Origin of the sequence: Bradyrhizobium sp. Pha-3 (assembly GCF_042258615.1) — a bacterium.
Lineage (GTDB): Bacteria > Pseudomonadota > Alphaproteobacteria > Rhizobiales > Xanthobacteraceae > Bradyrhizobium.
In genome coordinates this window covers 6,972,336-6,984,458 of sequence record NZ_CP170152.1, presented here as the reverse complement: position 1 = coordinate 6,984,458, position 12,123 = coordinate 6,972,336, and the positions used below count along the sequence as shown (strand labels likewise).

14 protein-coding genes and 1 tRNA gene are annotated in these 12,123 nt (G+C 63.4%); 8 read left to right on the top strand and 7 right to left on the bottom strand.

Annotated elements, in window-relative coordinates; translation table 11 throughout:
• From ACE10Z_RS32785 to ACE10Z_RS32770, 4 genes are all read right to left on the bottom strand, one after another.
• Nucleotides 1-762 carry a crotonase/enoyl-CoA hydratase family protein gene (locus tag ACE10Z_RS32785; protein ID WP_375784481.1) on the bottom strand — a complete coding sequence of 254 codons (762 nt, stop codon included), beginning with the start codon at nt 760-762 and terminating at the stop codon, nt 1-3.
• Between the two features lie 231 nt (nt 763-993).
• A complete protein-coding gene (locus ACE10Z_RS32780) occupies nt 994-1,722 on the bottom strand; it encodes an alpha/beta fold hydrolase (protein ID WP_375784480.1) in 729 nt (242 codons plus the stop codon).
• A 117-nt stretch (nt 1,723-1,839) separates the two neighbouring features.
• The gene (locus ACE10Z_RS32775) at nt 1,840-2,403 is read right to left on the bottom strand and encodes a DinB family protein (protein ID WP_375784479.1); all 564 of its coding nucleotides are present in this window, start codon (nt 2,401-2,403) and stop codon (nt 1,840-1,842) included.
• A gap of 24 nt (nt 2,404-2,427) precedes the next feature.
• Nucleotides 2,428-3,318 (bottom strand): LysR substrate-binding domain-containing protein, encoded by an 891-nt coding sequence (locus ACE10Z_RS32770; protein WP_375784478.1) that lies wholly within the window; start codon nt 3,316-3,318, stop codon nt 2,428-2,430.
• A gap of 186 nt (nt 3,319-3,504) precedes the next feature.
• Between ACE10Z_RS32770 and ACE10Z_RS32765 the strand changes: the two genes are divergently transcribed.
• The 3 genes from ACE10Z_RS32765 to ACE10Z_RS32755 are packed head-to-tail and all read left to right on the top strand — an operon-like array spanning nt 3,505 to nt 5,336.
• Complete coding sequence (locus ACE10Z_RS32765; protein ID WP_375784477.1) at nt 3,505-4,173, top strand: hypothetical protein; 669 nt, start codon at nt 3,505-3,507, stop codon at nt 4,171-4,173.
• Between the two features lie 27 nt (nt 4,174-4,200).
• Entirely contained in the window at nt 4,201-4,602 is a 402-nt protein-coding gene (locus ACE10Z_RS32760) for a nuclear transport factor 2 family protein (RefSeq protein ID WP_375784476.1), read from the top strand.
• Between the two features lie 41 nt (nt 4,603-4,643).
• A complete protein-coding gene (locus ACE10Z_RS32755; protein ID WP_375784475.1) occupies nt 4,644-5,336 on the top strand; it encodes a VOC family protein in 693 nt (230 codons plus the stop codon).
• Nucleotides 5,337-5,503: 167 nt separating this feature from the next.
• Here the strand turns inward: ACE10Z_RS32755 and ACE10Z_RS32750 are convergent, their stop codons facing one another.
• Entirely contained in the window at nt 5,504-5,737 is a 234-nt protein-coding gene (locus tag ACE10Z_RS32750) for a DUF6894 family protein (protein ID WP_375784474.1), read from the bottom strand.
• 477 nt (nt 5,738-6,214) lie between these two features.
• Between ACE10Z_RS32750 and rpsU the strand changes: the two genes are divergently transcribed.
• Together rpsU and ACE10Z_RS32740 are read left to right on the top strand one after the other, a co-directional pair.
• Nucleotides 6,215-6,511, top strand: a complete 297-nt coding sequence (gene rpsU, locus ACE10Z_RS32745; protein WP_375784473.1) for a 30S ribosomal protein S21 — start codon at nt 6,215-6,217, stop codon at nt 6,509-6,511.
• Between the two features lie 38 nt (nt 6,512-6,549).
• Entirely contained in the window at nt 6,550-6,801 is a 252-nt protein-coding gene (locus ACE10Z_RS32740; protein ID WP_375784472.1) for a hypothetical protein, read from the top strand.
• A 259-nt stretch (nt 6,802-7,060) separates the two neighbouring features.
• On the opposite strand, the gene ACE10Z_RS32735 is transcribed toward ACE10Z_RS32740, so the two are convergent.
• Complete coding sequence (locus ACE10Z_RS32735) at nt 7,061-8,848, bottom strand: acyl-CoA dehydrogenase (protein WP_375784471.1); 1,788 nt, start codon at nt 8,846-8,848, stop codon at nt 7,061-7,063.
• Between the two features lie 221 nt (nt 8,849-9,069).
• On the opposite strand from ACE10Z_RS32735, the gene ACE10Z_RS32730 reads away from it, so the two are divergent.
• Nucleotides 9,070-9,144: transfer RNA gene (locus ACE10Z_RS32730), tRNA-Gln, on the top strand.
• A gap of 18 nt (nt 9,145-9,162) precedes the next feature.
• On the opposite strand, the gene ACE10Z_RS32725 is transcribed toward ACE10Z_RS32730, so the two are convergent.
• Complete coding sequence (locus tag ACE10Z_RS32725; protein ID WP_375784470.1) at nt 9,163-9,738, bottom strand: hypothetical protein; 576 nt, start codon at nt 9,736-9,738, stop codon at nt 9,163-9,165.
• A gap of 281 nt (nt 9,739-10,019) precedes the next feature.
• Here ACE10Z_RS32725 and ACE10Z_RS32720 point away from each other — a divergent pair, with 281 nt between their 5' ends.
• Both ACE10Z_RS32720 and ACE10Z_RS32715 read left to right on the top strand, forming a co-directional pair.
• Nucleotides 10,020-11,006 carry an ABC transporter permease gene (locus ACE10Z_RS32720; protein ID WP_375784469.1) on the top strand — a complete coding sequence of 329 codons (987 nt, stop codon included), beginning with the start codon at nt 10,020-10,022 and terminating at the stop codon, nt 11,004-11,006.
• Nucleotides 11,007-11,065: 59 nt separating this feature from the next.
• The gene (locus ACE10Z_RS32715; RefSeq protein WP_375784468.1) at nt 11,066-12,088 is read left to right on the top strand and encodes a sugar ABC transporter substrate-binding protein; all 1,023 of its coding nucleotides are present in this window, start codon (nt 11,066-11,068) and stop codon (nt 12,086-12,088) included.
• Nucleotides 12,089-12,123: the final 35 nt, after the last annotated feature.

The window sequence follows — 12,123 nt, the reverse complement described above, 5'->3', positions numbered from 1 at the left end:
TCAATCCTTCGTGCGCGCGATGAAGGCCTTGAAGGCGCCGACCGCTTCCTTGGAGCGCATCCGCTCGCTGAACAGGTGGTTCTCCTGCTCGATGCGGCGGGTGACGTCCTCGGGCGGCAGCCGGATCAGCCGTCGCGATATCGCCACCGCCTCGGCCGGCAGCGCGCAGATCTCGCGCGCCACCTTGTGCGCCTCGACCTCGGCATGGCCTGGCGCCACCACGGTGTTGACGAAACCGGCGACGCGGGCGTCGTCGGCCGACATGGTGCGGCCCATCACCAGCATCGCGAAGGCGCGCTGGTGGCCCATCGTCCGCGGCATCAGCAGGCTGGAGGCGCCCTCCGGCACCAGGCCGAAATTGGAGAACGGCGTCGAGAACAGTGCGGTCTTGCTTGCCAGCACATAGTCGCAGTGAAACAGCATCGTGGTGCCGATGCCCATCGCGACGCCGTCGACGGCGGCGATGATCGGCTTCACATTGTGGGCCAGTGAATACAAGAACTTGACGAGGTCGGAGGCGGGGGGCGTCTCGCCGGTCGAGGTGCCCTGCGCGAGCAGGTCCTCGATGTCGTTGCCCGCGGTGAACACGCCGGAGCCGCCGGTGATGATCAGGCAGCGGATCTTCGGATTGTTCTGCGCCTTGTCGATCGCATCGCTGATCGCGCGAAACATCTCCTCGGTGATCGCGTTCTTCTTCTCGGGCCTGCGCAGCCGGATCACGCGTGTGGCGGCTTCGTCGGTGACTATGACATGCGCGGTCATCAAGCAGTCCCAGTGCAAACGGTCCGAGGGTCGGCCGGCAGCGTCGCCGGTGGAGGTCGTGATCGCTATCCTACATGATCCCGTGCAAGCCCCAAGGGCTCCACCGTGTTCTGCTCTGCTTTTCCCCGTGGGGAGCATGAGAGCGGCGCAATGCAGTTAACCGGAATTTGCGATGTCGGGGGCGCCGGCCGCGCAAGCCGCCGTCGCAAGTGACCCTGCATCGTGCTCCGCTCAGTCGCGCCCGACGAACGAGCCGATGCCCCGGCCGACCTCCACGCCGTGATGAAGCAGGGCGCCGAGATGATCGCCGGGGACCGACATCGCATCAAGGCCGTTCTCCGCGGCAAAGCGCTGCATCGGCACATGCGGTGCGTCATCCTGTCCGTTCCAGAGCAGCACCGGCACGCGCGAGGAAAGCACGGCGTCCCTTGCGCCGTCGATCTGGCCGAGCGCGTCGAAGCAGGCGCGCACGCCGCCCTCGAGGTCGGACGTCACCCATCCCGTGAGCTGCGGCGCGGTACGGCGCGCAAACGTCATGAAGGCGCCATACGTCAGCGGGCCGGCGTTGCCGCGCGGCAGCCCGGTGAGAAAGTCCCAGCCGCCGATCGCCAGCGACGCCAGCCGGGCCGGGAAGAACCGGGCGACGCCGACCGCGACCCAGCCGCCCATCGAATGTCCGACCACATGCGCCCGCTCCTCGCCGAGATCATCGATCACCGCGACGATATCGCCGGCACGTTGTTCCTGATCGTAGAATTCGGGATCGGCGGGCTTGTCGCTCAAGCCGTGTCCGAGCGAGTCGACGCAGACGACGAGGAAGCGATCGGCGAGCGCGTCGACCACGCCGCATCGCTTCCAGCTCGCGGCGTCGAGCAGCAGGCCGTGCTGTAACACGATCAGCGGCCCGGATCCTTCGACGGTGTAATGAATGCGCTGACCCCGGTGATTGGCGAATGGCATGTCTGGAGTTCCCCACGTTTCACCGACAGGTGAGTGCGGAGGCGCCGGGATTCAAGACCTTGTTCCGGATCGGGAACCGATCCGCACCGCCGCCCGATCGCGTGCGGACCCGAGCGTTCAGCCGCCCCAGACCGTGGCTTCGCTCCAGCTGAGGTCCTTGAACTCGGCCGCCCGGAGCGGCGCCTCGCCGGCGGCGAAGAATTCGTCGAGCTGCGGCGGCTTGACGGTGGTTTCGGAAAGCATCGCGTGGGCCTGGCCGCGATGATGGATCTGGTGCTGGAGCAGATGCATCAGCAGGCGGTCGCGCCGTTCGGTCTGCACCGAGGTGTCGCGATTGATCATGACGACCTCATCGAGTCGTTCAGGCGTCAGCGCATCGCAGTGAACGATCAGGCGCTGGTCGATCGCGCGTTGCGCTACTTGCAGCGCTGCGACCGCCGGGTAGGGCACCTCGTTCGCCCACGCCTTCGGCCCGAGCCAGCCACCTTCGAGCGCGTCGACGTAGAACAGATCGATGACATGGATGTGGTTCAGCGTCGCCTGCAGGCTCGGGAAGAATCCCGTCCGCGCGGCGGCGAACTCCGCCTGGCTGAGACTGCCGCATGCCGTGAGCAGGCGATGATTGGACCAGGCGTTATTGTAAGCAAATGCGCGAAAGGTCTGAACGAGGCCTGCGGGCATACGGTCCTCACTGGATTGAAGGGATCAGGCGGGCGCCGCGGCCAGCCGGCCGACCCGCGACAGCAGGAGTTTCAGGATCGGGGACTTGTTGGCCTTGTGATAGGCGATCACGAGATCCAGCGTCGGCGCCTCTCCGTGCACCGGCCGGGTCGTGATGCTGTCGGGCAGATAGCGCGCCGTGTAGGCCGGCAGCAGCATCACCCCATTCGTCGAGGTGATCATCGATATCGCGTGCACGACATTGTGCACCTCGTGCTCCGGCCTCGGATCGATGCCGGCGCGGCTGAAATAGTCCAGTACGACCCGGCGCACCGCCGGCGCGGATTTGGACGGCAGATAGAAGGTCTCGCCTGCGATGTCTTCCGGTGCGACGGCTGACTGCGCCGCCAGCCGATGGCTGCTCGGAAACACGAACACCAGCGAATCGGTGCGCACGCGCTTGTACGCCAGATCCTCCATGTTCTCGTCGGCGCGCATGAAGGCCGCATCGAGCTTGCGCCGCATCAGGGCCTTGGCGAGCAAGGGCGAGTAGTCGCTCGAAAGGCGGATGTCGATGCCGGGAAATTCCTCGCGCAACAGGCGGGTCACCTCGGGCAGCAGATCGATTTCGGCGCCCGACAGAAAGCCGAGCGAGAAGACAGGCTTCGGCGGCTGGGCTGCGCGCAGCGCCGCTTCCTTGGCGGCCTCGGCTTGCAACAGCGCCATGCGGGCATGGTCGAGAAACGCCTTGCCGGCGGCGGTCAGCTCGATGCCCTGCGCGCCGCGATTCAGGAGTTGTACGCCGACCTCCTCCTCGAGATCGCGGATCTGCCGGCTGAGCGAAGGCTGTGAGGTGTGGAGCTTCTGCTCGGCGGCAACCGTCAGGCTGCCTGCATCGGCCACGGCAACGAAATAGCGCAGATGCCGAAGCTCCATCGCAGTCTCCCGATCGCGGCCTGCCAGATCGCGTTGCCATCTCTCGCAGGCATCTCTCGCAGGCATGGGGCCAGCTTACAAAGTCTTTTTCAAGCCGGCCAGCGCCCTCTATAGCGAAGCGTATTCCCAGTGCAGGCTCTGCCTCGCAGGCAGAGGACCCGCGCGAAGCCAGGCCGGAGCTTGCGCATGCGGATGAGCCTCGGAGCATTGCTGTTGCCGCTGCTGGTGCTGACAGGGCCCGGCAGCGCCGCCGCGCAATCTCCCGGCAATCAACCAAGGACGAGCGCCATGGATACGGACGTCGCAACGATCAAGCAGGCACTCGCCGGAAACTGGGAAAGCATCGCGCCCGAGATCCGGCCGAGCAAGAATCCGGACGGCTCGATCAAGCCGTTCTATCTCAAGCGCGCTTTTACCTATCAGTCCTCCGACCGGTTCGAGCTCGTGGTGGTCAACTCGGCCGATCCGTACGGCAAGGTGCCGCTGGCGCGGATCAGGATCGTCGGGCACATGCAGTGGCAGGGCGCGCATCCGATCGCACCGGGCGCGCAGAAGGTCGATTTCGTCGCCGACGAGGCCTACGAGGTCACGCCGCTGGCGCAGGGCTTTGCCGATGTGCTCAACAAGGTCGCTGCTGCCGGCTACGCGCCGTGGGCGGTCGATGCGCCGCAGAGCATCTTCGGCAAATCCTTCGCGCCGTTCGCACTGAAGGAAGGCACCAACTTCATGGAATACGACCTGGTCTATCTCAGGAGCGACCTGCTGTTCTGGGGCGCGCGCAATGTCGACGGCCGCGGCTTCGATACCGAGCAGAACAGGCCGACCAATCTGCAGATCCCGCTGGTCCGCAAGTAACCCTGATATCGTCAAGGGAACGAAGCCATGAACGCGTCGAACCAAGACCGCCGCGTCCAGTTCGTGCTGGACGCGTTCGATACCCTGTTCAACAAGCGCGATTACGCCGCCGCCGAGCGGCTCTGGTCACCGCGCTACATCCAGCACAGTGCGCACATTGCGCCCGGCCGGGACGGGCTGTTCGATCTCGTCAAGGGCTTGCCCGCGACGCTGCGCTATGAGAACCATGTCGGCGCGGCGAGCGGCGATTTCGTCATTCTGCACGGCCGGTTCAGCGGTCATGGTCTGCCGACGGCGTGGGTCGTCGCCGACATCGTGCGCATGGAGGGTGACGTGCTCGCCGAGCACTGGGACGTCATCCAGGATGAGGCGACGCGCGAACAGTCGCGTAGCGGCCTGCCGATGTTTGGCGATCGCTTTCCCGGCTGAGCCGGTCCAGCGAGCGCGCACGGCGGCTGGGGAGACCGGACATGCAACTCGCAAAGAACGTGATCGACGTCGGCCTTTCCACCAACAATCTGGAGCCGATGCTGCGGTTCTGGCAGCAGGACGCCGGCGTTCGCTTCGACCACGTGTTGCCGATCCGGCGCGGGCAGAAGCAATACCGGCACGACGCGCATGGGTCGGTCATCAAGCTCAACCATCATGTCGAGCCGCTGCCGGATGCGGCGCCGAGTGGCTATCGCGAGCTGATCGTTGCGCGCGATGGCGTTGGAGCGCCGCAGCGCATGGCCGATCCCGACGGCAACAGCGTTTGCCTGGTGGCGCCCGGACACGACGGCATCACCCAAATTGCCGTTTCCGTGGCCGTGCGCGACCTCGCCGCGCATCGCAGATTCTACGGCGACATTCTCGGCTTCGCCGAGCAGTCCTGGTCGGGCGGTCCGGCGTTTCGCCTCGGTGACAGCCTGATCCTGCTCAGCGAAGATCGTGCCGCGACCGTCGATCCGGTCCGAGGCGCGCGCGGCTGGCGCTACATCACGCTGCAAGTCGCCGATATCGACGCGGTGCATGCCGGGCTGCGCGCCAAGGGCGTGCGCGAAGGCCTCGCACCGGTGACGCTCGGCGAGATCGCGCGGATTTCCATGATCCTCGATCCGGACGGCAACTGGATCGAACTGTCGCGCCGCGCATCGATCGTCGGCAGCCTGTCAGATCACTAGAGCGTTTTCGAGCGAAGTGGATACCGGTTCGCGAGAAGAGAACGCGTCAAAACAGGAATCCAGAGCTTCGGTTCTGATTCAACCAGAACCGAAAATGCTCGAGACGTGATCGAACCGGCGCGCCTTTGCCGACCAAATAATTGACGTTCGGTTGCGCGCCGCCGCACCTAACGCCGCGTTATGCCCCGGTTGAGGCTGACCTGAAACAGCGGCCCTTCGTCGGTGCGGACCTCGAACGCCAACAGACTGTGTTTGTCGGGCGGCGGGTTGTCTTTCGCCATACTGAGCAATGACTGCATCGCTTCGTGGGCGGCAGTCTCCTCGTCGCGCAGCTCGATACCCTGCCTGTCGGCATAGAGTTCCTCGCCGTTGCGGATGTCGAAATAATAGCGGGTTGCCAATTGCGGCTCCCTCTTTGCGATGGGAGCTGCCCAGGCTCTCGAGTGCCGGCGCGCTGAATTCACCCGGCAGCGCCGCACTCTGCGTCAGAAGGTCCGAATTTGCTACACAACACTTACGCACGCGCTCGGATGACCCGCTATCGTCTCCCGGCCACGTTCTCGAACGCTTGAACCGCGAGAGATAAATCCCGGAACTGGCAATTGCACCTTGCATAGCTGAGATAAGTGTATACTTGTATTCTATCGACTGGCCTTGAGCCTTGTAGATCGGTCCCAGAGGACCCTTTTCCAAAGACATCGTCGGATGAAAGGGAAGGCGCGGTGCTATCAGCATTGCAGCTAAAGCTTTTGTCACCTTGTTGATCGGCTGCCGTTTCACGGATGTACTGGGATGGCAGTGCGGCCCGCTCTGTCACCGATAGAGCGGGCATTCGTATTTCTGCGCTTGACGTGTCTTCTACCGCGAGAGGTGATCTGTTGCAGGTTCTTGTCAGGGACAACAATATCGACCAGGCACTGCGCGTTCTAAAGAAGAAAATGCAGCGCGAAGGCGTCTTCAGAGAGATGAAGCGCCGCCGCTCGTTCGAAAAGCCTTCGGAAAGAAAGATTCGGGAGAAAGCCGAGGCCGCGCGGCGAGCCCGCAAGCTTGCCCGCAAGCAAGCGATACGGGACGGATTGATTGCGGCTCCGCCGAGGAAGCCCAAAGTGTTGACGCCGAAATTCCCGGCACTCAGTCAAACGCCGCCGCGAACCAACGGCCCACGAGAGAGTTAGTCCTCCGTACCGCAATCCTGTTGGAGGGAGCGTGCAAGATGAAGCAGCGACCTTATCGAGGCGATGGATGTCTCCAGGAACGCATCTCTGACGAACTCTGTCGTCGGCGAGCCGAAGACCGGGATGTTCGATCGAAGGACGAGATGCGCCGGCAGCGTGCGCAGAACCTCGCCGGCACGGCCATCAACGCAATGGCAGATCATTCGGCCAGCCGGATCGATCAGTCTGCCCGCAAGCATGATCTGCTGGACGGTCCCAGGGAGTTTCGCTCCTTTCGCAGGGATCGTTGACAAAACAGTCGTGCGGCTTTTTGCTGTGACCGCGAAACCGGTTGGCACGCGGCAGGAGTCCTCGTCGTTGCTGACAGGATGGTGGAAGCCCAATCACTGATTTGCCCGACGGCGCAAGCCCCCGTCCTCATCTTCAGCTGTCATCGCCCGGCTTGACCGGGCGATCCAGTACGCCGCGGCCTCTCGGCTCAAGCACAGGCGTCTCTGGAATACTGGATCACCCGCATGCGCGGGTGATGACACCGCGAACGTGCTGACGCTAGGCCAGCACCGCATCCGCGCCGGTCACCGCCTCGGCGCTCTCCGTCACCGTCTTCTCCAGCGACGGCGCCTGCACGGAGACGTTCTCGGCGAAGAAGCGCGCCAATGCGACGTAGCGCTGCGGATCGGCTTCGCCGTTCGCTTTCGCGGCCAGCGCCTCGCCGGCAAGCATGCAGCCGCCGAGCGTGGCGCCGAACAGCCGCAAATAGGGCGTCGCGCCGGCCAGCGCCTCGTTCGGCGCGGAGGCCAGTCGCTCGAGCAGCCATTTGCTGGTGCGTTCGAGCGCGGCATGGGCGTCGCGGAGCTTCGTGCCTGTCGTGCCGAACGCCGGATCGTTGGAGGTCTCGACCTGCTTGATGGTGGCGGCGAGCTCGTCGAGCAGCGCCCACACCGAGGCGCCGCCATTGGCGCCGAGCTTGCGGGTGACGAGGTCGATCGACTGGATGCCGTTGGTACCTTCATAGATCGAGGTGATGCGGGCGTCGCGGTAATGCTGCGCGGCGCCGGTCTCCTCGATGAAGCCCATGCCGCCGTGGACCTGCACGCCGAGATAGGCGACCTCGTTGCCGATGTCGGTGGAGAACGCCTTGGCGATCGGGGTCAGCAATGCGCCGCGTGCTGCCGCGTCGGCGCGCACCTTGGCGTCCTTGGCGCGCACCGAGACGTCGAGCGCGACCGCGGTGGCGTAGCAGATCGTGCGCGCCGCCGCCGTCATGCTGCGCATCTGCATCAGCATGCGCTTGACGTCGGGATGCACGATGATCGGATCCATCCCATCGCCCTTGTGGCCGATCGCCTTGCCGATAGCTTTTCCCTGGCGGCGTTCCTGCGCATAAGCCAGCGCCTGCTGATAGGCGCGGTCGGCAATGCCGACGCCTTCGAGGCCGACGCCGAGCCGGGCCTGGTTCATCATCGTGAACATGCAGCGCATGCCCGCGTTTTCCTCGCCGATCAGAAAGCCGATCGCGCCGCCCTTGTCGCCCATGCTCATGGTGCAGGTCGGCGAGGCGTGCATGCCGAGCTTATGCTCGACGCCGGAGGCATGGATGTCGTTGCGTTCGCCGAGCGAGCCGTCGGCATTGACCATGAATTTCGGAACCAGGAACAGCGAGATTCCCTTGGTGCCCGCGGGCGCATCGGGCAATCGTGCGAGCACGAAGTGCACGATGTTGTCGGTCATGTCGTGCTCGCCATAGGTGATGAAGATCTTGGTGCCCTTGATGCGGTAGGTGCCGTCGGGTGCGCGTTCGGCGCGGGTGCGCAGCGCGCCGACGTCGGAGCCGGCGTTGGGCTCGGTGAGCTGCATGGTGCCGGTCCATTCGCCGGTGACGAGCTTCTCGAGGTAGGTCTTCTTCAGCTCAGCGCTGCCATGGGCGTCGAGCGCCTCGATCGCCGACAGCGTCAGCAGCGGGCAGAGGCCGAAGGCGACGTTCGATGCACTCCATATCTCGGTGCAGGCGGCGTTGATCGCGAGCGGCAGGCCCTGGCCGCCGAACGCTTCCGGCCCCGACACCGCGTTCCATCCCGCGGCGGTCCAGCGCTGATAGGCGTCGGGCCAGCCGGGCGCGGTTGTCACCTTGCCGTCGTCGAGCTTGATGCCGTGCTCGTCGCCGACCTTGTTCAGCGGCGCCAGCACGTCGGAGGCGAACTTGCCGGCTTCCTCCAGCACCGCAGCGGTGATGTCGCCGTCGAAATCGCCGTAGTGGCCGGCCGCCACGGCAGCGGCGAGCCCCGCACCATGATTGAGGGACAGCAGGATATCGTTGATCGGCGCACGGTAGGTCATGGCGTTACTCCCGACGAGACGTTTGGAAATTGTCTTCCCATGAAACCCGCGGCCTCTCAACTGTCCGAGCGGACATCGCCCGGTCTGTTTCGGCCACCGCAGCGTCGTCCTAAAAATGAGGGGGCCGGCCTCAACCTGCGGCTTTCGTGCCTTTTCGCGCGCCGCCCTGTTGAAAAGGCCTGACTCACCCTATAGACCGGCGTGGCCTTCGATCGGCGCGTTGGGGCGTAGCCAAGCGGTAAGGCAGCGGATTTTGATTCCGCCATTCGGAGGTTCGATCCCTCCCGCCCCAGCCAGTCTATCGCATTGATTTATCAAGAGATTTCACTGTTGTCCGATTCTGCATTCTGAATGGCGTCCATTAGGGCATTCTGAACGTCTGTTGCCAGTTGGTTCACCAGTATGTGCGCGTGGCGCTTCCGGGTCGCCGATAGCATCCGGGCCTCGGTGCGCTTGGCGTATCCCGCATAGCTCTCCCGTGTGCGGTGTGCAGACAGGGCACGTCCTTGGCCCTCGGTCAGTTCTGCCTCCTCAAGCTCGGTCATACCCCCGTGCCGACAGGCGTCCAGGGTGAACTCCTTCGGCAGGCCGATTGCCTTCTGATGCGCTGGACAATCTTTTGCATGCCAGAGAAGGAGTAAGGCTTGGAAACGCCTTCCTCGACTTCCCGCAGAATCATGGGTGCGCGGCGACGTCGCGAGCACCACCTCGGCTTCCTCGTAGAATCTGACAATCTCGCCGGTTGGCAGTCGCTCCTCCAACGGATGGTCGATGACGGCTCCGGTCTTGCGGTGGTCGATTCGAATCGTTGGCTTTTGCCCGGTCCGGTAACCGGCCCATCGGGCTATCTCGCGGCACCACCCCCGTCGAATATACGGCTCGGCATCCATCTCACTTGCCGCGGACGGACCTCGCGATATGTATCGCCGAATGTATCCAATCTATCTGTTTCGGCTCCGTACCTTCAAAATAAAGTCGCCCTGGGGCATTGCAAACGTTACGATTTACTCTCCATAACTAGCTGATAGTAATTACTATATTGTCGATCTAGGTGGCCGCAATTCTTTGCGCGAGATATCACGTCACGTGGTCATTTGGATACCGAAGTTGACTTTTGGATACATTTTGTCCAGTTTCCTGCTAGAATAAAAATCAACCTTGGGAGGACCCGGTGACCGGCAGTTCGGGAGCGCGCGGGCCGAAATTGACGCAGACAACGGCCGTGCTGGCGATGTGCGCGGTCTTGATCGTCGTTTTCTCGATCTTTCTGAAGGGCTTCCTGACGCTCGGCAATCTGTTCGCGCTGGCGCGCAACATTTCGATACTCGGCATTCTCGCGCTCGGCATGGCGGTTGTTGTGATCGGGCGTGGACTCGATCTGTCGCAAGTCGCCTCCTTCGCGGCCTCCACCGCGATCGCGATCATTCTGATGAACTCAGGCTATACGACGCCTGTGGCGCTGCTGGTCGGTTTCGTGATGGCGATCGCCATTGGAACGCTTAACGGGTTCCTCATCTCGGTAATCGAGATGCCACCGCTGCTGACGACCTTGGCGTCGAGTCTTGCAGTGTTGGGAATCGTACGCACCACGTCTGTGCAGCACTATGTCGTCTATCTTTCCAAGGGGCACGACGAGTTCCTGCGGCTGGGCGGAAACATCTGGGGTGGTGTCCCGATCTCGATCCTGATCTTCGCAGCCACTGCGGTCGTCGTGCATCTCTTCCTGTCGCGCACCGTCATCGGCCGCTTCGTCTATGCGCATGGCGACAACCCCGACGCGGCGCGCCAAACCGGTCTGCCGACCCGTCCACTGACTATGATCGAATACGCGCTGTGCGCGGCGATCGGTTACGTCGGCGGCGTCGTGATGGTCGCGCAGACGGCACTGATGCATCTCCAGGTCGCGGAATCGACGATCATTTTCGATGTCATCATGGTCGTGGTGCTCGGCGGCGTCAGCCTCGTCGGCGGCCGCGGCAATGTGATGAGTGTCATCGCCGGAACGCTGCTGATCGGCGTGCTGCTGAACGGCATGACCATCATGGACATGGACGTGCAGACCCAGAACATCGTCAAGGGAGTCGTGCTGCTGATCGCGATCCTGCTCGATTCCCGGCTGCATCCGCGTGACGAGGAGACGTCGAAGCAGGGCGATTGAAACTCTGCATCCATCAACGGGCCGCAACAATGGGCCGACATAGAAGGGGAGGAAGAAACATGACGAAAGCAGTGCACAGGAAGGCTGTCGCTGGCATCGGGCTGGCGGCGATGGTGGTAACCGCCGCGCTGGTGGCGGCGCCATCGCAGGCGGCCGGGCCGCGCGACCAGTTGCGCGACAAATTCGACAAGGCGCTCAAAGGCAAGACGGTGGCCTGGTCGCCAGTCTGGATGGGCGTTCTGGAATCCGAATGGACGCGTGTGATGAAAGATCGTTTCGACGATTACGGCATCAAGCTCGTCACGCGCGACGCCAACATGAAATCCGACATCCAGCTGCAGACCGTCAGCGACTATATCAACGAAAAGCCTGATGTGCTCGTGGTCCAGAATCCGAACGTTACGCTGCTCGCCAAGGAGCTCAAGCGAGCGATGGACGCAGGCATTTATGTCGTGCAGGTCAACATGGCGTCGAACACCCTCAGCGACGCCTATGTCGGCGTCGATGCCAAGGATCTCGGCACCAAAATCGCTCGCGAGGTGATCAACCAGTGCGGCGGCGGCAAGGGCTCGGGGGAGATCGCAATCCTCGAAGGCGAGGCGACCGCAGCCTATTCGCTCGACATGAAGAACGGCGCCATGGAAGTGTTCAAGACCGATCCGTCGATCAAGGTCGTGTCGTCGCAGCCGACAAGCTGGGACGCCAACAAGGCCGGTGATATCACGACGACCGTGTTGCAGCAGCATCCCAAGCTGTGCGGGATCCTCAGCGTCTGGGGACCGCAAACTGCCGGCGCAGCGCAGGCGATCAAGGCGGCCAACATGGGCGACAAGGTGAAGGTGTTCGTTGCAAGCGACGGACAGCCCGCAGATTGCGATCTGCTGGAACAGGGCGCGTTCTCCGCGAACCTGTCGTATCGCGCCGACGTGCAGGGACAGACCATTGCCGACGCGGTGATCGCGCTCTTGCAGAGCGGCGACAAACCGGGTTCGAAGAACGTCGCCTATTACACGACCCCCGCCTGGGTGAAGTCGAAGGACGATCGGATGTACTGCTTCAGCATCCCGAAGGGCGCGAAGTAAACGTTCCGGCGCCCGCGCCCCCTGCGGCGCGGGCA